Raw genomic sequence first — 22,303 nt, 5'->3', positions numbered from 1 at the left:
GCCGTTAAAGAAAAATGTAAATATTCTTAATGGTTTAATAAGACTAGCTGTTCAGTGAACGGTAGATCAGCAGTTGGTTGTTGGTAATCACTTCTTCTCCTTCTTTCAGACCTTCTGCAATATAGGTGACCTCCCCTACCTGTTTTAAAACTTTGATTTCTCTGATTTTCACATCTGTTCTGGATTTAAAAATCACCACAAAACTCTTATTATCATCAAAGATCACGGCTTTGGATGGAACACCCAATGTACTATTGTTTTCCAGACTGGAAACTTTTATAGTAGCTTTACTGTCTGGAATCAGCAGTCCGTTGGCATTATCTAATACAACTCTTGCCTGCATAGCATTGGTTTGCGGATCAATAATTTTGAATATTTTATCAATTTTTCCGTCAAAAATTTTATCCGGATAAGAAAGTGTGGATACCTGAGCTTTCATTCCAAGGTTAATTTTATCAATATCAGATTCGTTGACATTCATGATGGCCCATACATTAGTGGTATTGGCAACATCAAAAATATTTTCGCTTCTATCACTTCTCAGCTGCATATCTTTATTGATACTTTTTTGAACAATATAACCGTTGATAGGTGCTACAACACTGTATATATTTCCGGTTCTCACGTTATAAACTGTGCTTACCGCTGTAGCTCTCTGCAGCTGGTCTTCGGCTTTTTGCAGCTGGCTTTTGGCTTCCAGGACATCTCTTTCTGTATTCAGCTTTCCTTCATAGAGCTCTTTCGAGACACGAAGATTATTTTTAGCCACTACCAGATCTGTTTTTGCATCGCTAACATCTTTTTGAATTTCTGCAAGCTCAGTACTTCTTATGGTTGCCAGTACCTGCCCTTTTTTCACATAGTCACCCAATTCTACATTCACACTCATCACATTTCCTCCTACCAGCGGATAAACGTCTATATAACTGTTTTTATCTGCAGAGATCTTCCCGTAAAAGCTGTATTCATCTTCTATATTCTTTTTTTCAACTTTTGCTAAAGAAATAGAATTGAGCATCGTGTTACTCAGTTCAAATCCTTTTTTGGCGTGAATATTTTTCTCTTCCTCTTTTTTGGAACAGGCCATTAATGAAAGGACCATCAATGTGGGGATAATATATGTTTTCATCATTTTAATAGAAGATTTTCGTTTGTATTAGTTGATTAAGCTGTTCTGCCGCCTGCATGATTTCATTTTTCATATCATAGATCTGAAGGGCTGTCTCTCTGTAGCTGTCCATAAAGTCTGTGAATTCAATCAGATTGACATTTCCTTTTCTGAAATTGGTGAGCATTCCATTGTAAACAAGTTCCATATTCTGAAGATCTGTGGTTTTCACATCCTGAAGCTGGTCATATTGTGCTTTCCAGACTTTATAGGCAGCTTGAACTTTCGTTTCAAGGGTCAGTTTTTGAAAGTCTGCATTTTTTTGATACTGCTGAATGGCATAGTTGGCTTTTACCACATTCCCCTGATTGGCTTTCCATAAAGGCAAAGGAATTCCTAACGTCAGATTCGTTTCATTATTAAAAGTTCCTCCAGCCTGATCCCATGCAGCCCCTACGGTAAGATCCGGTACATTCAATGACTTTTGCCACTGTGCATACAGCTTACTGTTATCTATTAGTTTCAAATTGTACTGGTAGTCAGCATTATTTTCCAGCGCTTTACTTTTCAGTTCATTTTCATCACCGAAAGGCTGTGCTGCCAGGGCTTCCTTAGCTTCAGTTTCAGACATCGTTGGTTCTATTTCTTCTGAAACTCCTGTTAAAACTTTTAGGTTCTGTTCAAAATCCAGAATATTTTTATTTATCTCCAGTTTATCATGGTTCAGCTGAATTACTATGCTCTGTAACCTTACGGCATCTTTAAGGGAAACATTTCCTTTTGCCGATTGTACACGATAGGCATTTAAAAGATCATTCATATATCCTAATTGCCTGTTGGTATTTTCCAGTTTTAATTTTTCGTAGTAAAGATTGAAATAGGCAGAACGAAGCTGGGATCTTAAATCCACCAGCAGTTGCGAAAACTGAAGCTGAGCCAATTCTTTATTGGATTTGGCAAAAGCAATTTCATTTTTCTTTTTACCACCCATATAGATCAACTGTGTAACACCCGCTCCTTTTGAGTGTGCTATATCAAAAACCTTTTTGTCCTTGGGGTTATAAGCATTGACCTGTCCGCTCAATTGGGGTAATTGCCAGATTTTGGCCTGCAGAATATCCGCATCAGCCATATTGATGTTGTATTGTTCGGCGAGCAGCTGAAGGTTGTTCTTCTGAAAAGCTTCTTCGCATTCCAAAAGAGACATCTGCTGTTGTGCCGCCGCGAATGAGGAAACGGCGAGGCACAGCACTGCAATTCTGTTCATTATTTTTCTTTTTAAAATACAAAATTGCTTTGATGCGATTAAAAGAAACTTAAATGACGCTTAAAAAAATATTAAAATAGGCTTAAACAGACCGTTTCAAAGAAAATTTAACGAAGAAATAAAGTATATTTTTCCCCAAATGTTGAATTTTATGTTAAAAATTCAATCTATAGTTTAACAAAAAAGCAGCTGTTTTTGGATTCAGTTGCTTTTACTTCTATTTTTTAAAAAACAGGGTAAATTTATTAATATAATCTTCAGGAGAAGAATATATGATATCAGCATCGTGATATTCCAGGATTCTTTTCACAATTCTAAGACCAAGACCTGATCCGGATATATTCTGAGCATTATTTCCTCTTGTAAAAGCTTCAAACAATTTCGTCTGCTCTTCTTCAGTAATGGTATTTCCGTGAGAAATAACTTCAATGGACAGATTTTCGTTGGTTTCTGTAATCAAAACGTTCACTTCGGAATTATCTGAATATACGGCTGCATTTTTAAACAAATTAATAAACACGATCACCAATAGCGACTGAATCCCTTTTATGGTCAAAAAAGCATTTTCTGAACTGTCTTCATTAATCATGAAATCCAGTTTAAGTTGTGGATAACTTTTCTCTACCGCTTCAAAAGCTTCAAAGATGGCTTCATCAATCCTCACTTCTTCATAAATACTCTGGATATTTTCTTTATCAAATTTTGTAAGCAATAAAAGTGAATTCGTCAAATCCGACAACTGGTACACATCTCTCTGAATTTGCTGCAAAGAAGATAGTGTTTCCGGAGAATGTTCTTCAAACTTAATCAGGTTCTCCAACTGGAAAGCCATCCTTGTTATAGGTGTTCTGATCTCATGGGAAGCACTTGCCGTAAAATCTTTTTGAGACTGGAATACATCATCCAGCCTTCCAATCATTGTATTAAATGATTTTGCCAAAACACTTACTTCATCATTGGACTGCTCAACAGGAATCTGTGTGGTCAGTTTATGGGCCGTAACTTCAGAAATTTCCTTGTTAAGATCTTCCAGCGGGCGAAGAAACTTTTCCACAAAATAATAACTGAAAAAGCCGATAAGCATCGTACTCATTACATAGGCCGTAACTAAAAGATATTTAAGATATCCCAATTTTGATTTTCCATTGGTATCAAAGGCACTTGTAAGGATATAATAGTTTTCCCCGTTAATGGTCCTGAGTGCAGCATAGATCTCCGGAATAGTTTTTTCCGTATAGATGATCTTCTTTTTATCCAGCTCTTTAAGCATTGCACTATCCCAGGTGACATTCCGGTCTTTGATAGTGCTGTAGATCAATTCTTTTTTCTCATTGAAAATTAAAATCTTTTCATTCAAAAGAATGTTATCAGAATTTTCGTTGAAGAAAACCGGAGCCTCTTCTTCAAAGTCTTTCGATTTTGAGATAAAATGGGAAGTAAATTCAAGTCGCTGTCTGAATCGTTCTTTAAATTCATCCCTTCTGAAATCATTAAAAGATAAATAAATAACGGCCATCACCATTCCAAAAAGTAATGAAAAGGCGATACTGATCGTTAAAGCTATCTTTCTTTTTAAAGACATTTATAATGGGCTTAAGTAATATCCGAATCCAGAACGGGTATGGATCAGTTTTATTTTAAAATCTTTATCAATCTTTTTCCTCAGGAAATTGATATAAACTTCTACGGTATTGGTATTTGTATTAAAATTGTGTTCCCATACATGTTCTGTAATCTGTTGCTTGGAAACTGTTCTTCCCTGGGCTTCTGCAAGGTAAACCAGCAGCTGAAATTCTTTTAGGGTAAGGGTTATTTCATTTCCTCCGCGATAGACCTTCTGTTCTGTTTTGTTGATAATAAGATCGTCAATTCTTATGATCTCCTGATCGGAATTATCAGAAGGAGCTTTCCGTCTCAGTAAAGAATTGATTCTTAAAAGAAGTTCTTCAAACTGAAATGGCTTTACAAGATAATCATCAGCCAATCGGGTGAATGCATCTTTTTTATCTGAAATATCTCCATAGGCAGAAATGATAATGATTGGAGTATTTTTATCAAAAGAACGAATCGTCTGACAGACATCAAGTCCATTTATTTTAGGGACATTAATATCCAGCAGATACAGATCGTAAGTATTATTTTTTATCTGGCGGAGAAAAGTTTCCCCGTCATAAATCTTATCACAATTAAAATTATTGGATTCTAAAAATCTGCATAGCTCTGCAGATAGAATGAGATCATCTTCTAATAAAAGAATATTCATCAAAATTTTATTTTACACGAATTTAACGAAAATTTCCAGGAGTTTAATAAAGTATAAATAAAAATACACGTCTCAGGGTTGGTTATTAATTAAATTGAATAGAAATCCAAACTGACAGTGTCTTACATGAAAAACAGATAACAAAAGTACAATCAAAAGACTGATGAAAAATTCTTTGTTTAGTATTATTTCACTCTTTTCCAGATTTTGGGTTGGTAAAATAGAGGTTAAAAATAACAACAACATCATAAAGTGTATATGAAGCCATCTTCCCCAGTCAATTGCATTAATAAATAAAGGGATTGTAATGATACAACAAAATATAAAGCCCAATAGGATTTTTTTACTGTTGAGTGTTTTTGTGCAGATGTAATAGGTAAATACAGCAAAAACTATTATAAAACTTAATCCATATAAACCATAATCTGAAATCTGCGACATAATTTGGTGTCCCGTATTGAGATTTTCATCCCAGTCAAAAATATTACCTTTTGACAATACAACCCCTCTTTTTTTCAATATCTGCAAAGATTTACCATTATTTATTTTTGATCCTATAAAAAAGAAAAAGGCTGTTGGGAGAACACATGCCAATAAATATGCTAAACTTTTTCTCAGCTTATTCTTAACATCAAAATAGTATAAGGAAAATATAAAATAAGGGATATAAAAAATGATTATTTCATGAAAAAAAGAAAATAAAAATAGAAGTCCAATTACTAAAACTTCTTTTTTTCCCCGATAATTATTACTGCTCGTATAGTAAATAAAAACAGCATATAATGTAATAAAAATAATTTCTTTTCTACCTATAATATATATATCAAAATAGTAAAATAAGAAAGTAAGAGGAGTAAAAATTAAAGTTAAATATAATGGTGATAATTTCTTTTTATAAAGAAGCAGTATAAAATAAATGAAAAATATAAGATATATAGAAAACTGAGTAAAGTAGACTATCCTATATAAAGGAATATTTGTAATGTCATGAAGATATATAAAAAAAGTTCCTCCTAATCCTCTTCGCTTAAATCCTCCATCCTGATAATTGATGAGCCAATCTGCATAGCTCCATCCATTGTTATTTTTATCAAAAAAATATAAATTTTTACTTATATGCTTTAAAAATAGGAAAAAAAATAAAACAATAGCCGTTTTATAATTTAAAATGTAAACCAAAAAGGGTTTGTTTTTTTTTCATATATTATGTTTGATTTTTTTATATCTAAATATAAAAAAATTAGAGCCAACTACGGGACTTGAACCCGTGACCTCTTCCTTACCAAGGAAGCACTCTACCGCTGAGCTAAGTCGGCATCAACTAAAAAAATCACACTGAGTAGCGTGATTTTTGTTGAGCGGAAGACGGGGGTCGAACCCGCGACATTCAGCTTGGAAGGCTGACGCTCTACCAACTGAGCTACTTCCGCAATTTTGTTTCCAAAATTATTGGTAAACGCTGTGCAAAACTAAGAAAACTTATTTAATTTTGCAAGTTTTTTTATAATATAAAATGTGGGGAGAGCAGGATTCGAACCTACGAAGCCGAAGCAACTGAGTTACAGTCAGTCCCATTTAGCCACTCTGGAATCTCCCCAGATATTTTATATTAAAATGAGCCTCCAGAGGGATTCGAACCCACGACCCCGAGATTACAAATCACGTGCTCTGGCCAACTGAGCTATGGAGGCATTTTAATAAAAGACTGAAATTGATTGAGAAACTCTACTCTACATATTTCAGTGTTAAAAAAAACCACTTTTAATGGGTAATTTTTTTGAGCGGAAGACGGGGGTCGAACCCGCGACATTCAGCTTGGAAGGCTGACGCTCTACCAACTGAGCTACTTCCGCAATTTTGTTTCCAAAACTATTGGTAAATGCTGTGCAAAACTAAGAAAACTTATTTAATCTTGCAAGTTTTTTTATAAAAATATAAAGTGGGGAGAGCAGGATTCGAACCTACGAAGCCGAAGCAACTGAGTTACAGTCAGTCCCATTTAGCCACTCTGGAATCTCCCCAAAAGTTTATATTTTATGAGCCTCCAGAGGGATTCGAACCCACGACCCCGAGATTACAAATCACGTGCTCTGGCCAACTGAGCTATGGAGGCAAATATAAAAAAGAATTCAAAAGATCGCTGTTCCTTTTTTGCGAGTGCAAATATAGAACGGATTTTTTGAATTCTCAAATATTTTATAAACTTTTTTTAACTTTTTTTCCTAAGCCATTTCTTTTTTCTTGATTAGTAGCTTTTTAGCTGTATCAACACAAAGATCCAAACTTTCTTCAAAACTCGCGGATGTCTTCTTTACTACGATATCGTCTCCCGGAACCGCCAAAATAATCTCAGCAGTTTTATTAACTTTATCAGCGTTATTTTCTACTTTTAAAAATACCTTACACTCCTGAATTTTGTCATAAAAGGTATCCAATTTGCTTACTTTTTTGTCAATGTGTGACTCTAGTGGTTCGTGTGGTGTTAAACCAATTGATTGAACTGAAATCTTCATAATTCTTCTTTTTTTGATGCTCGAGGGTGAGCCTGATTAAACACTTTTTTCAATTGTTCAATATTAGCATTCGTATAGACTTGAGTACTGGCAAGACTGGAATGCCCTAATATTTTTTTCACTTTGGAGATCTCCGCCCCATTATCCAAAACGTGTGTAGCAAAGCTATGCCGAAGGATGTGAGGACTTTTTTTTTCTTTCGTTGTTATAAGACTAAGGTACTTATTAACTACCACATAAACAAATTTTTCGTTGAGTTTTTTCCCTTTCTTATTGACGAAAAAATATGATTTAAATTCTGTCTGTGGATTTCTTATTTCCAGATAACTTTTAAGAAGTTCAGACAATTCATTGGAAATAGGAATAACCCTTTCTTTGTTCCCTTTTCCTATTACTTTTAATTCATTTCCATATAAGTCAACATTCTCAAATATCAGGCCACAAAATTCAGCTTTACGCATGCCTGTCTGATAAAGCACCTCCATGATACATTTTTCCAGCACATCGTGCACCTGTTCAAAGATCCTTTCATTAAGATCCGTCATTTCTTCTATAGATATAGGTATTTGCTTCTCAGGATAAAATTTCAGAGAAGAGATACCTTCAGTAGGAGAAACCTTAATTTCACCTATTTTTAAAAGGAAAAGATAAAAACTGCGAAGGGAAGATAATTTTCTATTGATACTTCTCTTGGAAATATCATTTTCGCTTAGTTCGACAATAAAATTTCTGATAATTTTTTTGTCTGCTTTGGCTAAATTTTCGGAAGATTCTGTTCGGAGAAAGAAATGGGAAAAGTCTTCAAGGTCTTTTTTGTAGCTTGTAATGGTATGAGGAGAATATCTTTTTTCGAATTGTAAGTATTCTAAAAACTTTTCCAGCATCATAGGTATAAAAATAAAAATTCACTCCTCAAATATAAGAATTTAAGAAGTGAATTAATATATGGTTAAGAAAAAATCTTAAGCCTGCTCTTCTTTGCTAAGCGCTCTTTGTTTGTAAGCAGCTTTCAACTTAGATTGTCTCAAAGTTACAGAAGGCTTGATAAAAGCCTGTCTAGATCTTAATTGACGAACAGTACCTGTTTTATCAAATTTTCTCTTGTATTTCTTTAAAGCTCTGTCGATGGATTCACCATCTTTAACTGGAATTATTAACATATTTTACATCTCATTTTGGATTGCAAAACTAGACATTTTTTTTTACAACACAAAATATATTGCCATAAAGAACGGCTACCCTATTTCAAACATTTCAATAAATCCAGTAATAAAGGTCGTTAACGCGTAATAATATTTTTATCCACAATCACTAAACTATTTAAATTTCAATACCTCCAACTTGTTTATTCCCTATGCTATTTCATTAAACTCATTCATATTAATGAAATGTAAACAAAAAGCATTATCTTTGCATCCACTTTATTCATGGGGTTGACTGGTTTCGACAGCAAGACCAATGGGTAAGTAAGCATGCAGAGAACCGTAGCGCGATCTCTATAATCCCTTGCTACAAAATTTTAACTGGCAACGAAGAGTTCGCTCTTGCAGCTTAATATCGAAGTATAGTAGATCAAGCGTTTTCCCGAAGATTTCAGTAGGGAAGCAAGATATTCCACAAATGCTCTGTTCTGCGGCGTTTGATTCTGGGATATAGGAATGCGGAAATAAGGCTTTAGAAGCTTTGGCTAAAGCTCGAAAAATTCAGAAGATAAGCTGGTAGTTGGGTGTCTATCCTCTGCTTTCAGTCGAAAACCAATGGTAGAATAAGCATGTAGAAAGCTTATGTATTGCTTGTTTGGACGAGGGTTCGAATCCCTCCAACTCCACTTTTTAAACAAAAGAGAATTTGTAAATTATTGAATTTTAAATATTTACATTTTCTCTTTTTTGTTTTTGTGTCCGAAATTGTTCCCAAACATTTTTACAAAATCTCCTGATTAACGGAATACAATTTAATTATAAATACAAATATATTAAATAGTTATTTAAGCCTTGAAATAATGTCCGTTACTTTCAAAATAATCAAACATTATACTCCGTGCAGTTGCGCTCCAATCAATGACGACCCAATTAGGAATTGTAAGCGTATCATCTTCATACAGCCATTGTACAAAATCTTCATCGCTTGCAAATTCGCCGTAATAAAAATTATTTGCATACTCATATAAACTTTGAAAATCCATTCTACCTAGATTATCCAAACACGCTTCGTAAACTTCTAGGTCATGACCTGAATCGTTGATTTGCTCAATTATTTCGTAAATATCTACAGATATATGGCATTCGCTCAACAATCCCATTTTTTCAAGAAAAGGACATTCGTAATCCTGAAACATAAATTCAGGTTTGGATTCGTCATTGTGTAAATCATACATTGCGTTGAGCAATGAGTCATAGTCGGAATAATCCGAAAGGTTTAGCCATTTCCCAAATAATGAGCCGTTGTTGTACTTTGCGTACGTCCCTACATAGATACAAGCAGTATCAAGACAATTTGTTAACTTTGTCATGTCGATAAGTTTTAGATATGTTAAAATTTATTGATGTAGCCTAGTTGTGTTCGAGACAGCTAGGCATTTTTATTTTTATATTGAACCTTGTATCCAAAGACACAAGGCTAAAAGTAGCTTGTAAAGATGTATAAATGTACAACAAAAAGCCCATAAATACAAGTATTTACAGCACTTTTTAACCAAAATATCAATGTCTGTTAAAAACTTTTTAACTACTCGGAGAGCAGGAAAACAAAACCAGCCGTCAAAAACAAAAAACATCATGTAGGGGGTATATCGAAAAAAACTTTCGAGTGGGTATATACTTTCTCTATGGTAGGGAGCCTGTCGATACACATTTGAAAATTTTGAAATTCTTGGAGTGGAAATATTTTTAATTATTTTAGGGTAAATTGTCCAATAAATATAATTAAATAAATTTTCTCAATATGCATTTTATCTATTATAGTCTTGTAAATAAATCCCAGACCTTACTGTATGGAAAATAATATTTATTCTATTTTTTCAAACAGACAAAACATTGAATATAAAACTCTTGTACTTTTTGAACCACTGACAAAAAGTCACAAATAAGAATAGAGCGTTGTCATTATTTCGTAGACATTTAAATGGGTAAGATTTTTGAGTGATTTAATCCCAAAACATAACTATGAATAATCTAAATCAAAATACAACTCTTCAATCAAACGAAATAAATAATACAAATTCCACACAACGGAATAATGAAGAAAATATTAAACTCGAAGTTTTATCACCTTTGGACAAAAAGGATGATTTTAGGGTTAAAAAATATTTAAAACACATCAAAGATGCTATAGATAATGAAGATGTAAAAAACTTAGCTTTATCAGGGGTATATGGCTCAGGAAAAAGTACAATAATAAAGTCATTTAAATCTTTATATTCTGATATTAAGATTTTACATATTTCTCTAGCTTCTTTTATGGAAATAAAAGATACTGATTATAAGGATTTCAAAGACCAAATTCAACTAAATATATTACAACAAATAATTTATAGCCAAAAGGCTGATAAATTACCTGAATCAAGAATTAATAGAATTACTGAAACAAATATTTGGAATAAAAGTAATTGGATTAACATGTCTTCAATTTTAGGCATATTAATATCAACATACATTCTTTTAAGCTTTTATAAGTTCCAACTAAACCCTAACAATTGGTATTTATCAAATACTTTTGGAGAGTTTTTCACTAGTATTTCATGGAGTTTTATAGTATTAATTTTAATTCTCTTGATTTCATTATTTTTTGGCGGACAGTTAATAATTAAATCTTTCATTAATTCTAAAATTAATAAAATTAGTTTAAGTGGTGAAGCTGAATTAGGCAAAAAAGACGACAATAAAGATATACTGAACAAGCATATTGATGAAATAATTTATTTCTTTGAAAAAATTCACATTGACGTAGTTGTAATTGAAGATTTAGACAGGTTTAATACAACAGAAATATATAGAACATTAAGAGAAGTCAACTTCTTAATTAATACCTATTTAGAAAATCTTGAACAAAATACTTTAAGAAAAATAACATTTTTATATGCCATTAAGGATGATTTATTTTTAAACGAGCTTGATAGAACAAAATTTTTTGACCTTATTATCCCAGCTATTCCTTTTGTAAATTATAGTAACTCAAAAAATGTTTTAAGTAGCAAACTTGATGAAATATTTAAAAATGAAAGAGTGTTTGAAAAGCCAAGTAAAGAGTTTATTAATACAGTTTCTACTTTTATCACTGACAATAGAACACTACTTAATATATTAAATGAATTTATAATTTTTAAAGAACAGCAAAAACTTGAACAAGAAGAATTAAATCCAGAAAACTTATTGGCAATTGTTATTTATAAGAATCTTAGACCAAAAGATTTTTCAAAATTACATTTTAGTTTAAGTAATATTGATGTTGTTTTTAAAAATAAGGAAAAACTTATTAAAAGTTCAATAGATGAGATAAGAAATAAAATTACTAAAATAAAACAGGAGATAGAAGTTATAAAAAAAGATAATTTAAATAGCATTAAAGAGCTAAATACAATATTCCTATACCACATTCGGGAACAAATTTCAAATTCAAATGTTTTAGGATTATTTATCGGACAAGAAAAACAAAGCTTTAAAAATATAGTTGACAATACATTAAATTTAGACCCTTTGTATTCATACATTAAATATTTTCTCGAAGGTTACCCCTATGAAGGGAATTTAAGGGCGACACTTAAAACAATCGAAACCACTGTTGGCTATTCATACTCTAAGAAATATGATTTTATAATTAATAAGGACAAAGATATTCAGGATAAGGAAAAAAATATCAAAGAATGGCGAGAAAAACTTGCTGATATTGAAAATTGGAATTTAGAAGAAATCATAAAAACAAAGAATTATTCAGAAGAATCTTTACGAGATGAATTTAATAAACTATATAAAGATATTATTATCGAAGAAAAAGAAAGAGCTCACAATGACCCATTACTTATTTTTCTTTTAGAAAATGGCTATATAAATGAACACTACAAGGATTATATTTCTATATTTCAAAAGGGTGGCTTAACAGAATCAGACTATGAATTTAAAATAAACTTAATTTCGAAAATTCACGGACCAAAGCCAATTGATTATGAACTACATAACATTGATGATATAATTCAAGAGTTGCCAACAAAATACTTTAGAAATAGTAGAATCTTAAATATTAATTTATTGGATACTTTAGTTGTTTCAAAAAACCTATATCTTGAAAAATTTCATGGAATTTTATTCATAATATCACAGTGGAATAATGACAGAATTAAAGAATTTTTAAGTTTATATATTTATAGAGGGAGTCAAAAAGATAAATTTATAATTGAACTAGCTAATAGCTGGAATAACTTCTGGGCAGTTATAAATTCAGACACAACTTTTATTGAAACGGATAAAAAACAAATATTACAACATCTACTAACTCAAGCAGATTATAATACATTAATTTCCCTAAACCATGAATTTCAATTGAGTAATTACATTTCAAATAATGTAAGTATTTTATTTGATTTCGAAACTGATAATGAGGTAAAAAGAATAACAGATATTCTATCTATTAACGTTCTAAATATAAAGATAAATGAAATTATAACTTTTCCTGAAAAATCACATAAATTATTCAATTTCATATATGAAAATAATAGATATACAATTAACAAAAATAATATCGGTATAATTATAGAACAAAAACTTGATACAGGATTAGATTTAGAGAGTTTCAGTAAAAGTAATCTATCATACATATATGAATGCGAAGTATATGATTTAGGTGAATTAATAAATTATATTGAAGACGACAATTTTAATTCTTACATAGATAATGTATATTCAAATTTAATTGATGAACAATATGACGATGAAAGTTTCCTTCTAAAAATTCTTAATAATGAAATATTAGAAGCCGATAAAAAAATTCTTTTCCTCGAAAAACAAAATAATGTTATTAAATATATTGGAGATTTAAAGACCGCCGAAGTCTATAACTTAGTTATTCAGATGAACAAAGTTGAGGCTACGTGGAAAAATGTCTATGAACACTATCGAATGAATTTTGATACTTTCAGCGAACACTTGAATACCTTTATTAATAAAATAGAAAATTGTTCAGATTTAATTGGCGAATCTAAAATGAATATAGATGTAGAAAATGAAGTTCGAGATATATTTATTGAAGATTTACTTGTTAATGACGAGATTGAGTTAAACCGATATGAAGACATTATACGCAATTGTATCCCAACTGATTTTAAACTTTCTGATGACTTTGAAATTAAAATCATAAATAAAGAAAAAATTGAAGTACTTATTGATAATGGGATAATTCCTTTAACTAAAAATAATTATGAAAAAATAAAAGCTAACCACCCAGATTTACATATCGAACTGTTGCTTAAGGATTGGAACTACTTAGAAAATATCAATGAATTTCAACTATCTGTTGAAGATAAAATTTTACTATTGGAACATTACAATTTAGACAATAATTCAAAATTAGATATTATAAAAAATGGCATATCAAGTGATGATTTAAACGATGAGACTTTGGCTAGTGAAATTGTTTACTTTGTTTTAAATAATCCAATACCTTTACATGATTTAATTGATTTTAATAAGCTAAAAATAATATTAAGTCATAATTTTAGTGACGAGCAAAAAGTTAAATTAGTTAATTCATTCGGTGATAACTTAACAAAACAAGGAATTCTTGATATTCAAAATTTATTATCAGAAGAATATCATACATCTCCAAAATCAGAGTTAATGCTTGAAAACACACCATATAACATTCAATACATAAACTTATTACAAACCGTCAATATTGCAGGAACATCTAAACCTGCAAAAAATAATAGAATCCGGGTTTGGCTAAACGATTTTAGCAAATAATCACAAATACATACAATTATTTTTTAATTTTTATAGTCATTAAATTATATATTTGCAGAAGAATTTTATCGAAAAATAAAGCGTTAGCTATTATTTGAGTGTCTCAAAATCGCCAATTTTAAAGTACACACCTCAAAAATAATAGGTTAATGCCTGCGCTATGGCGTGGGCTAAACTTATTTGGGGTGGGGCGTTTGGCGATGCCTGAGACCAATAAGGCTTAGTCCCACGCTTTCTGCATTATTAACCTTCACTTTAGGGACTGAGTGATACAATAAATCACTTATGAAAAAAATTACCATTTCCGTATGTTTTTTACTAGGAACCCTTTGTTTTTCTCAATCTATTACCAGAAAATACAATTCATACTATGATAGATATGAATATTATGAGCCAAGTGGTAGCATGATTAGTTACGAAAAGTATAATAGCTTCACTAAACAATGGGAAATGTATAATATTGATGGTTCAGCAGTTTCAAACACTGTTCGCAAACCTACACAATATCGTGACCCACAGCAATTGAATATTTCAAGTTTAGGAAATACCACAACTATTTTACAAAACAGATATAACAATAATGTTCAGCAAGTTCAAAATACAGTAAATACCATATCTAATCAAATCAATAGTTTAGATGTAACCGATGAACAAAGGAAACTTATCTCTGATACTTTTCAAAAAAGCTGTATTAATGAGATAAATAGAACAAGAATCAACTATGCATCAGCAAATGAAACTAACCGTGTTATACAGTGGCTATATGATTCTGTAAATACCATAATTAGAAATGTTACAGCTAATTAATCTGTCATGAAAGAAAAAACAACTATTCAGATTGACCACAATATACTTAAATCAATATTGAAAGGTTTTGTATTAGCTTTTTTGACTGTTTTTGCAGTAGAGCATTTTAGTACATTTTCATATATCCCCAATTTGAACATTCCGAATATTGATAGTAATGGAAAGATTATTTTAAGCCAAACGTATGACCCGACAACAACTCCCGTAGGTGCATTGTACCAAACTACTACTTTCGGAACAAAGATAGATTTACCGATAAATGGAATAATGTGCAGTGATTTACTGTATGATTCAGACTTCAAAAGATACTCTAACAAAGGGGTATTGTATGCAAAATCTGTATTTAGAGATTACAAATATCTCCTACTATTTTGGTTAGCATACACGCTAATCGTTTTGTTTTTCAAGAGATACCGATTAAAGGTTTTGATTCTTATTCTACCAATTTTAGGCATCAATTGTAGGAAGTCTAAACATGAGACATTAGGAGACTGCATAAGACACATAGACACTGTAAAAACCACTTCAAATATTGAAAACACACAAGGGCTTCAGAAAACCAATATAACAGCTATAAACAACTGATTTTAAATTAAAATTTATCAATATGAAAAAATTATTTTTTACGCTATTACTAGCATCTACCCCAGTATTGTTTTTTGCACAGGAAGAAAAACCAAAAGAAACTGCAAAAGAATGTGATTTACCTAAAGATTTCAAAGAGCCAATAAAAAACAAACGTTTGAAAAAATTCGTAGCCATTGATAATGGAGTTGAAGAGAAAGAAGTAACCATTATCAGAGCACAAAACGGATTAGGTAGCGGAATCTATACAGCCTGCGTAAAGGGGCAGTCTATCCAATATCAAAAGATGGGAACAGTTTTTATGCGTGAAAATAACAATCCTTTCAAAAAGTAATTAGCCATGAGAAGCCTACTAATAATTATATTTTGCATAGTATCTGTAATATGTTTCGGGCAAAAATCCCAAATAAAAACAGAGTATATCAAATACAGGCAGAACAAAGACGGATATTGGGCTGAATAGAGCGGATTAAGAAAGGTATCTGTTACAGTAACTATAAATGCTGATGAACAAAGAATCATAGTACATTCAAGCCCCCAGGAAATATATAAAATCCTTGATTTCAAACCAACACAATACATTGATGATAGTTTGGTACAGGATTATTATTGCGTGGATTCAAGTGGTAAAAGATGTACTGTAACACTTGTAATAAGTAAAAGTGAAAATGCTATAATCAATCTTAGATACAACAATTGGCAGTACATTTATAGTGGATATTTACTGTAAAATTGAGCCTTGACCTAGGGGTTGAGGCTTATGTTTTAAATCTCTGTAAACACCTATAAAAAGAGGGGCTAACAAAGAATCTGCTACATAGTACCTATATATACTACAAATTTATACCAAATATTATCTTACTTATATCACACTCAAACCTATCTAAACATTCTAATCGGGGCGGGAACTTAGTGGAAAAAAAAATACGTCAAGTTTTGACGCCATGAGTGTATATCTTTGTAATATTAAATAAAGAAATAAATTTTGACAATTAGAAAAAATAATTAATTTTATAACTTTTAAATAAAACATTTAATGAAAAACAAATTTATGTCGAAGTTACTTTTATTAGTAACTATCTTAGCCATTATGCATTCCTGCAGGAATGATTATTTATCTGAACATCAGGAAACTTACAACAACAGTAGTCAATTCAAACCAACATCCAAAACAATTAGTTTAGAACAAAGTAAACACAAATTGATTCTTAAATCTGAATTACAAAAAGCACAAACTAATCTCCAAAAAACCAGTATTAATGCATTAGGGAAAACAATTGATTATGCAAATGGAGTTTCCATTGACACAGACAATGTAACATATATAGAAAACGGCCCAAATTTTCACACTTATACATTTAATCTGGTAAGGGAAAATGCGCCTGAAAATGCACCATTAGAAAATTTGGTATTAGTTCCTTTAAATGACGGAAGTTATAAAGAACTTTTAGTAACTTACAATTTCACACCACAGGAAAAACAGGATTTACTTTTAGGAAAAAGCATAAAGACTAAAGGAAAAACTACTGTAGTAGAGCTCGTAAAAGGAACTTATGGAGGTGTGATTTCTAATAGAAGTATGGGAGGTGCCGAATCCTGCTCTTACCAAACGGTAGATATGGTTTTTTCCTGCTATACAGGTGAGCATCATTCGGGTAACGAAAGCACTTGGGGTGGATGTAATTGGCAGAATGCTGATGGAGGTTATCCTCCTCTACACATTACTACAGTTGCATTAGTTTGTACAGCGAGTACAGCCTTAGGAGATGACGGTGCACCAGGAGGTGGAACTGGTTCTGGTGATGGAGGAGGTTTGGGAGGTGGAAGCACGGACCCAGGGGACACAACTCCTAATCCAACAGAAACACCTTGTAATGGAAATGGTATAGCGACAGACCCATTAGGCTCAAGCACCGATTTAGGAGATGGAAGTAGCTGTTCAGGTATCCCAACTTCCCCAACTTTAACACTCCCCAAAAATACTCCTTGTGGTAGAATAAAAAAATCGACTGATGATGAAAAATTTAAAGCTAACATAACCTCATTAGAAGGAAAAACAGGCTTAAATTATGAAAATGGTTACAGACTGGGCACATCTCAAACAGGAACACAAAATCAACTCTTACAAAATCAACCTGGAACCACACAAGTAGATGTTAAATTTTTCCCTAATACTTTTGCAATACAACATACTCACTATGATGGTATATATCCAATATTTTCTCCTGGTGATGTCTTGCAATTTAACCAATGGATAATTTGGGCAAAAGGGTGGAATGATATACCAACAAATACTCCTAAAATTCCTTTAAATCATCTTACATACACAGTAGTAACAAGTAATGGGAATTATTTAATGGCTTTCGATGGTTCAGATGTTGTTTCTCTTCCAAATTATACAGAAAAGGAATTTTATGATTTAAATGAGAAGTATAAGGAGAAATTAAATAGTGCTGTTAAGGTAACAAATGTAAGTCAAGAGGTTATATATGATATGGAGAAATTAGAGAAAGAGTTTTTGAAATTTGTGAAAGACAAAATGAATATGGTCGGATTTAAACTCTTTAAAATCAATAGTGATGGAACTAATACAGAAATATATCTTGAAAACGGAAACAGAAAAACAAAACAATGTCCTTAAAATCTAAAATTATGAAACAATTATTATTAATATTATTTTCAACAATTATTACAGTTTTCTGTAAAGCGCAAATTTTCCCTCTTAACACTAGTCCAAGTGACATCCCTAATAACGCATATATAAAAGATACTAACAATGAGTTGGATAAATATGTTGGCTTATGGAAGGGTACTTGGAATGGAAAAACACTATATTTAGAATTAAAAAAGATTAAATATTATTACAATGATAATCAACCATATTATATAGATAAGATTTTTGGAGAAAGAAAAATCATTGCTACAGATGGTACTACTGTAGAAATAGATAGAATTACCAATTTTGACACCCAAAATCCAGAATTCAGAGGAATTCACAAAAGTCTTCACCATGCAGGAAAACAAACTATAAGTTTTTATCCGAAAAATATGTGTAGGAAAACAGCCCTGTTAGAAATCACTAGCTTTGTAGGAAATCAAATGACTTTACATTTTGAGTATGAGCCAAGTTTTGTAGACCCAAGCTGTCAACACAATGCCTATATAGACCAGTATGGTGACTTTCCTATTAATTTCCCTAAAGATATTATATTAACAAAGCAATAAATATGTCTAAGAAGATTTTCTTTTTATTCCAAATGACAAAATTATTACTTATAGTTTTCATTTTTTTGTTATTAGATTCATGTATTTCACAAAAAAATACTAATGAGTACATACAACTTAACCATGAAAATGTCATGTTCATAAAAGGAGATAGATTAACCATTACCTTACTTCCTACACAGGCTAAAAGGAAAAAACCTGTTATTGTAAAAACTTTAAAAAATAATAAACAATATAATAATAGAAGAATAACACTTGTTGAGTATCAGAGAATTTATGAATTGATTATAAAAACCAATCAAAAAGATATAGAATTACCACGAAACCCTAATGTAATGACATCTATAACTGATGGTGGAAATAATTCAATAATTTTAAGGAAAGATACTCTTACAAAAAAATTATATAGCTATGGTATTTCAAAGGAATATCATGGAAAATTTTATGAATCTATAGAATTAATTTTAAAGGCAGCAAAACTCAATATTCAAGAAGTAAATTAGATTTGTTACTAAAAAAGCTATTTTTCCTTTGGAAATATGTTTAGGAAAAAAGCTATGGTAATATTTCACCCACTGTAATATTAAAAATGATTGGTTCTACCACATACAGGTAAAGCCAATCATTTTGATTTTAAGCCACTTTAAGGCACTCATCACTATTGCACCATAATTCTGCCTTAAAACTCGGCAAAACACCCTGAGAATAGCTCAAAAACAGCTCCTGCACCATAGATTCCAGAACTGGAAACCAACTCTGTGTAGTACAAAAAGAATCATGTATCGTCCAAAGTGGCATATTAGGGATTGTTTCTGCAATCTGCTTTGTAATGGTATCAATCATACAATCGGATTCAATCTGTTGCAAAAGTTTGGGGAACAGTTTGAATGAATCTGGCTTATCAGTGGTAGTCAAACCATTTGGAAAGATGCGGACAGTCATTACCGACACTTTCTCTTAGCAGATTTTTGACCAGAAATTTATCCGTCATTTCAAAGATTGAAAAATCCAAGCATTCAACACCTCAAAACACGCTTCAAACAGCCGTAAAACCTTCGTTTGTAGTCTTCAAGGTAAAAGATAAATATTTTGGGAAAGAATCTGCAATTGTAACAGGAATCTTTAACACACCTTATACTATTAGCGCGGATGAAGAATATATGATTTTGGATGACACACAGGCTAAATGCAACGCCTATTTGTTTAACAAAAACATTCTTGAAAGATACATGATGAGATTTGACAGCTATGCAGAAGCAAGTAAGGAAAAAGAAAAAATTTCTAAAATCCGTAATACCACCAATAGCCAAACTCCAAAAACTATGACTAAAGAAGAACAGGAACAAGCTATTAAAGAACTAAAAAGTATTACGCCACAAGAATGGGAAGAAGCAAAGAGATTGCAGGCTGAATATGAAATCTGGGAAAATGAACAGAAAAGAAACAACAATTATAACTAAAATCAATTTATTATGAAAAAATTATTTTTTACACTATTATTAGCAACGACACCAGTATTATTTTTTGCGCAGGAAGAAAAACCAAAAGAAACTGCAAAAGAATGTGATTTACCTAATGATTTTAAAGAACCAATCAAAAACAATAGATTGAAAAAATTTGTAGCTATTGATAATGGCGTTGAAGAGAAAGACGTAATCATTATTCGGGCGCAGAATGGATTAGGAAGTGGAATTTATACAGCTTGTGTTAAAGGCAAAACTATCAAATATCAGAAAATGGGTACAGTTTTTATGCGTGAAAGCAATAATCCTTTTAGTGGTAAATAATTTTGAAATTAAGCTTCGTCATGAGGCTTAATTTTATTATACAATTTAAAGTCGAAATTTCTTATTATTGTAATAAACTAATAACTATTAAAATTATGTATAAATTAAATAAACTCTATTTCATTGAATGTATTGATTCTACAGAATCACCACACACTAATGCTCTTGCATTATATAATGATACAGCAACAAAATTAAAAATTACTGACGATTCAATCGAAACTAAATACTTTGAATTCAAGACGAAAGAAGATTTTTTTTTAATTTTAGATTCAATATATAAAGATGAGATAACAAATAGCAATATTTTAATTCACATTTATACACACGGTTCCTCAAAACTAGATGGGATAATTGGAAATGATAAAAAATTAATTACTTGGGAAGAAATTCAAAACCTGACAAGAAAAATCAACATCAAATCTAAAAATGGACTATACCTTATTCTAGCTTTATGTCATGGAATATACATAGGTGAAAAAATTAGCATTAAGAAAAAGGCACCTTTCAACTCACTAATAGCATCAAAATACGAAGAATATGTTACGGATATATACAAATTGTTTCATACTTTTTACAGCAATTTGGTCTTTGACAATAATATAGTTAGAGCTTTTAAAGAAGCACAAGTAGCAGAAGATACATTTTTTTATAAAAACACAAACATCTGTGTTCAGGACGCATTCAAAAGTTTATTAGAGAAAAGAGAAAAACACTTGCCTATTCTATATAAAGAATACCTTAAAAACGTTCCTGGTGAAAAGATTTCTTTTGAAGAGTTTGATAAAATAAATAGACAAACCTTCCCTGAAATAATTAAAAATATGGAAGAGGAATTTTTCATTAAGTAAATTATAATTTTTAATACTTTATTTCTGAGATAGCAATAAAATTCAATCATAAGTAGTTAAAAAAATTGTACCTATTTTTGCAAAAAATATCTAATGTCATATCATATAAATCAACTACGTGACTTTTCATCACTTTTTACAAGGAAAGAAGTTAAAAGGTGGTTTAAAGATGATTTTAAAGCAATTGATTTAAAACTTGAAAGATATAATCTACTCGAAAAATATCAAGGTTCTAATTATTTAAATGTTCTAAAAAATACATATAAAATTTTAGGAGATAATTACCCTAATGAATATATTCTAAAAAATGAATTCCTAAATCAATGGCTTAAAAGTGAATTTGGAAATCAGAACTCATTAATTATAAATGAATTTAGAACAGGAAAAGCAATTGCTGACTTAGCAATGTTTAACGGAATTTCTAAAGCTTTTGAAATTAAAACAATTTTAGATAAGGAGTATAGGTTATCTAACCAAATACAAGAGTATAAAAAAATATTTAATGAATTATATATTATCATACCAAAAACTCAAATTAATAAATATATTAATTATGATAATTGTATTGGTATTATCTCATATGAATTAGAAAGTAAAAAATTCGAATTACAAAGGAAAGCAATTAGAAACAATGAAATTGACTCTGATTCTTTAATGGAAATTTTACATACAAAAGAATATTTAGAAATCATCCTTCGCTTTTTTGGCTATTTACCCGAAATGAGTGTTTTTACACAATATGAAACGTGTAAAAAATTACTTTTTCAAATACCAAATGAAGAATTAAATTTATTATTTCTTGATGTTATTAAAAAAAGAAAGATTAATAATTTGTTTTTCAACAAAATAAACAATGAATTTAATCAAATTTGTTTATCTTTAAATTTAAGTAAAGTTGAGAAAAATAAATTAATCGAAAAACTAAAAACTAACATCAATTAACC

General features: G+C 30.8%; 21 protein-coding genes, 7 tRNA genes and 1 other RNA gene. 12 read left to right on the top strand and 17 right to left on the bottom strand.

The features are described 5' to 3' along the window. Positions 1-43: 43 nt before the first annotated feature. From CQ046_RS05405 to rpsU, 15 genes are all read right to left on the bottom strand, one after another. On the bottom strand, positions 44-1,129 hold the full coding sequence (locus CQ046_RS05405; RefSeq protein ID WP_105701317.1) for an efflux RND transporter periplasmic adaptor subunit: 1,086 nt from the start codon (positions 1,127-1,129) through the stop codon (positions 44-46). A gap of 4 nt (positions 1,130-1,133) precedes the next feature. Beyond that, positions 1,134-2,375 carry a TolC family protein gene (locus CQ046_RS05400; protein WP_105701273.1) on the bottom strand — a complete coding sequence of 414 codons (1,242 nt, stop codon included), beginning with the start codon at positions 2,373-2,375 and terminating at the stop codon, positions 1,134-1,136. A 217-nt stretch (positions 2,376-2,592) separates the two neighbouring features. Then, entirely contained in the window at positions 2,593-3,957 is a 1,365-nt protein-coding gene (locus tag CQ046_RS05395; RefSeq protein ID WP_105701272.1) for an ATP-binding protein, read from the bottom strand. Continuing rightward, entirely contained in the window at positions 3,958-4,638 is a 681-nt protein-coding gene (locus CQ046_RS05390) for a response regulator transcription factor (protein ID WP_105701271.1), read from the bottom strand. A 72-nt stretch (positions 4,639-4,710) separates the two neighbouring features. Next, positions 4,711-5,817, bottom strand: coding sequence for a hypothetical protein (locus CQ046_RS05385; RefSeq protein WP_105701270.1), 1,107 nt, complete (start codon positions 5,815-5,817; stop codon positions 4,711-4,713). Positions 5,818-5,882: 65 nt separating this feature from the next. Beyond that, positions 5,883-5,954, bottom strand: a tRNA-Thr gene (locus tag CQ046_RS05380). 41 nt (positions 5,955-5,995) lie between these two features. After that, positions 5,996-6,068: transfer RNA gene (locus CQ046_RS05375), tRNA-Gly, on the bottom strand. 86 nt (positions 6,069-6,154) lie between these two features. Continuing rightward, positions 6,155-6,235, bottom strand: a tRNA-Tyr gene (locus tag CQ046_RS05370). Between the two features lie 20 nt (positions 6,236-6,255). Continuing rightward, positions 6,256-6,329, bottom strand: a tRNA-Thr gene (locus CQ046_RS05365). Positions 6,330-6,418: 89 nt separating this feature from the next. After that, positions 6,419-6,491: transfer RNA gene (locus tag CQ046_RS05360), tRNA-Gly, on the bottom strand. An 87-nt stretch (positions 6,492-6,578) separates the two neighbouring features. Further along, positions 6,579-6,659, bottom strand: a tRNA-Tyr gene (locus CQ046_RS05355). Positions 6,660-6,677: 18 nt separating this feature from the next. Next, positions 6,678-6,751, bottom strand: a tRNA-Thr gene (locus CQ046_RS05350). 109 nt (positions 6,752-6,860) lie between these two features. Beyond that, positions 6,861-7,151, bottom strand: a complete 291-nt coding sequence (locus tag CQ046_RS05345; protein WP_105701269.1) for an HPF/RaiA family ribosome-associated protein — start codon at positions 7,149-7,151, stop codon at positions 6,861-6,863. Next, entirely contained in the window at positions 7,148-8,035 is an 888-nt protein-coding gene (locus tag CQ046_RS05340; RefSeq protein WP_105701268.1) for a tyrosine-type recombinase/integrase, read from the bottom strand. Before CQ046_RS05340 ends, CQ046_RS05345 begins: the two co-directional genes overlap by 4 nt. A 78-nt stretch (positions 8,036-8,113) precedes the next feature. Beyond that, positions 8,114-8,311, bottom strand: coding sequence for a 30S ribosomal protein S21 (rpsU, locus tag CQ046_RS05335; protein ID WP_045501128.1), 198 nt, complete (start codon positions 8,309-8,311; stop codon positions 8,114-8,116). Between the two features lie 269 nt (positions 8,312-8,580). Between rpsU and ssrA the strand changes: the two genes are divergently transcribed. Continuing rightward, positions 8,581-8,982, top strand: a transfer-messenger RNA (tmRNA) gene (gene ssrA, locus CQ046_RS05330). 156 nt (positions 8,983-9,138) lie between these two features. Here the strand turns inward: ssrA and CQ046_RS05325 are convergent. Next, positions 9,139-9,663: an antirestriction protein ArdA gene (locus CQ046_RS05325; protein ID WP_105701267.1), complete on the bottom strand. Its 525-nt coding sequence runs from the start codon at positions 9,661-9,663 to the stop codon at positions 9,139-9,141. Between the two features lie 652 nt (positions 9,664-10,315). Here CQ046_RS05325 and CQ046_RS05320 point away from each other — a divergent pair. The 7 genes from CQ046_RS05320 (at position 10,316) to CQ046_RS05290 (ending at position 19,224) form a co-directional block, all read left to right on the top strand. Continuing rightward, complete coding sequence (locus CQ046_RS05320) at positions 10,316-14,104, top strand: hypothetical protein (RefSeq protein WP_105701266.1); 3,789 nt, start codon at positions 10,316-10,318, stop codon at positions 14,102-14,104. A 285-nt stretch (positions 14,105-14,389) separates the two neighbouring features. Next, on the top strand, positions 14,390-14,911 hold the full coding sequence (locus CQ046_RS05315; RefSeq protein WP_105701265.1) for a hypothetical protein: 522 nt from the start codon (positions 14,390-14,392) through the stop codon (positions 14,909-14,911). 6 nt (positions 14,912-14,917) lie between these two features. Further along, the gene (locus tag CQ046_RS05310; RefSeq protein WP_185126148.1) at positions 14,918-15,496 is read left to right on the top strand and encodes a hypothetical protein; all 579 of its coding nucleotides are present in this window, start codon (positions 14,918-14,920) and stop codon (positions 15,494-15,496) included. Positions 15,497-15,518: 22 nt separating this feature from the next. Then, positions 15,519-15,830, top strand: a complete 312-nt coding sequence (locus CQ046_RS05305) for a hypothetical protein (protein WP_105701264.1) — start codon at positions 15,519-15,521, stop codon at positions 15,828-15,830. Positions 15,831-16,532: 702 nt separating this feature from the next. After that, complete coding sequence (locus tag CQ046_RS05300; RefSeq protein WP_105701263.1) at positions 16,533-18,137, top strand: hypothetical protein; 1,605 nt, start codon at positions 16,533-16,535, stop codon at positions 18,135-18,137. Positions 18,138-18,148: 11 nt separating this feature from the next. Further along, entirely contained in the window at positions 18,149-18,721 is a 573-nt protein-coding gene (locus CQ046_RS05295) for a DUF6705 family protein (RefSeq protein WP_123906574.1), read from the top strand. A gap of 2 nt (positions 18,722-18,723) precedes the next feature. Next, positions 18,724-19,224 carry a hypothetical protein gene (locus tag CQ046_RS05290; protein ID WP_105701261.1) on the top strand — a complete coding sequence of 167 codons (501 nt, stop codon included), beginning with the start codon at positions 18,724-18,726 and terminating at the stop codon, positions 19,222-19,224. Positions 19,225-19,354: 130 nt separating this feature from the next. Here the strand turns inward: CQ046_RS05290 and CQ046_RS05285 are convergent, their stop codons facing one another. Then, positions 19,355-19,663, bottom strand: a complete 309-nt coding sequence (locus tag CQ046_RS05285) for a hypothetical protein (RefSeq protein ID WP_228406882.1) — start codon at positions 19,661-19,663, stop codon at positions 19,355-19,357. A gap of 26 nt (positions 19,664-19,689) precedes the next feature. Here CQ046_RS05285 and CQ046_RS05280 point away from each other — a divergent pair, with 26 nt between their 5' ends. The 4 genes from CQ046_RS05280 to CQ046_RS05265 all read left to right on the top strand — a co-directional run bounded on the left by CQ046_RS05280 (position 19,690) and on the right by CQ046_RS05265 (position 22,301). Continuing rightward, the gene (locus CQ046_RS05280) at positions 19,690-20,181 is read left to right on the top strand and encodes a hypothetical protein (protein WP_165790468.1); all 492 of its coding nucleotides are present in this window, start codon (positions 19,690-19,692) and stop codon (positions 20,179-20,181) included. Between the two features lie 12 nt (positions 20,182-20,193). After that, on the top strand, positions 20,194-20,508 hold the full coding sequence (locus tag CQ046_RS05275) for a hypothetical protein (RefSeq protein WP_105701258.1): 315 nt from the start codon (positions 20,194-20,196) through the stop codon (positions 20,506-20,508). A 95-nt stretch (positions 20,509-20,603) separates the two neighbouring features. Further along, entirely contained in the window at positions 20,604-21,359 is a 756-nt protein-coding gene (locus CQ046_RS05270; RefSeq protein ID WP_123906573.1) for a hypothetical protein, read from the top strand. 93 nt (positions 21,360-21,452) lie between these two features. After that, positions 21,453-22,301, top strand: coding sequence for a sce7726 family protein (locus tag CQ046_RS05265; RefSeq protein ID WP_105701256.1), 849 nt, complete (start codon positions 21,453-21,455; stop codon positions 22,299-22,301). Positions 22,302-22,303: the final 2 nt, after the last annotated feature.

Origin of the sequence: Chryseobacterium sp. MYb7 (assembly GCF_002979455.1) — a bacterium.
Taxonomy (GTDB): domain Bacteria; phylum Bacteroidota; class Bacteroidia; order Flavobacteriales; family Weeksellaceae; genus Chryseobacterium.
Note: the sequence above shows the minus strand (reverse complement) of the source record. Positions and strands in the feature narration are given on the sequence as shown.

Coding starts and splice junctions, on each gene's coding strand:
- CQ046_RS05405 (WP_105701317.1), bottom strand. CDS start 1,129: ATGAAAACATATATTATCCCCACATTGATGGTCCTTTCATTAATGGCC.
- CQ046_RS05400 (WP_105701273.1), bottom strand. CDS start 2,375: ATGAACAGAATTGCAGTGCTGTGCCTCGCCGTTTCCTCATTCGCGGCG.
- CQ046_RS05395 (WP_105701272.1), bottom strand. CDS start 3,957: ATGTCTTTAAAAAGAAAGATAGCTTTAACGATCAGTATCGCCTTTTCA.
- CQ046_RS05390 (WP_105701271.1), bottom strand. CDS start 4,638: ATGAATATTCTTTTATTAGAAGATGATCTCATTCTATCTGCAGAGCTA.
- CQ046_RS05345 (WP_105701269.1), bottom strand. CDS start 7,151: ATGAAGATTTCAGTTCAATCAATTGGTTTAACACCACACGAACCACTA.
- CQ046_RS05340 (WP_105701268.1), bottom strand. CDS start 8,035: ATGCTGGAAAAGTTTTTAGAATACTTACAATTCGAAAAAAGATATTCT.
- rpsU (WP_045501128.1), bottom strand. CDS start 8,311: ATGTTAATAATTCCAGTTAAAGATGGTGAATCCATCGACAGAGCTTTA.
- CQ046_RS05325 (WP_105701267.1), bottom strand. CDS start 9,663: ATGACAAAGTTAACAAATTGTCTTGATACTGCTTGTATCTATGTAGGG.
- CQ046_RS05320 (WP_105701266.1), top strand. CDS start 10,316: ATGAATAATCTAAATCAAAATACAACTCTTCAATCAAACGAAATAAAT.
- CQ046_RS05315 (WP_105701265.1), top strand. CDS start 14,390: ATGAAAAAAATTACCATTTCCGTATGTTTTTTACTAGGAACCCTTTGT.
- CQ046_RS05310 (WP_185126148.1), top strand. CDS start 14,918: ATGAAAGAAAAAACAACTATTCAGATTGACCACAATATACTTAAATCA.
- CQ046_RS05305 (WP_105701264.1), top strand. CDS start 15,519: ATGAAAAAATTATTTTTTACGCTATTACTAGCATCTACCCCAGTATTG.
- CQ046_RS05300 (WP_105701263.1), top strand. CDS start 16,533: ATGAAAAACAAATTTATGTCGAAGTTACTTTTATTAGTAACTATCTTA.
- CQ046_RS05295 (WP_123906574.1), top strand. CDS start 18,149: ATGAAACAATTATTATTAATATTATTTTCAACAATTATTACAGTTTTC.
- CQ046_RS05290 (WP_105701261.1), top strand. CDS start 18,724: ATGTCTAAGAAGATTTTCTTTTTATTCCAAATGACAAAATTATTACTT.
- CQ046_RS05285 (WP_228406882.1), bottom strand. CDS start 19,663: ATGACTGTCCGCATCTTTCCAAATGGTTTGACTACCACTGATAAGCCA.
- CQ046_RS05275 (WP_105701258.1), top strand. CDS start 20,194: ATGAAAAAATTATTTTTTACACTATTATTAGCAACGACACCAGTATTA.
- CQ046_RS05270 (WP_123906573.1), top strand. CDS start 20,604: ATGTATAAATTAAATAAACTCTATTTCATTGAATGTATTGATTCTACA.
- CQ046_RS05265 (WP_105701256.1), top strand. CDS start 21,453: ATGTCATATCATATAAATCAACTACGTGACTTTTCATCACTTTTTACA.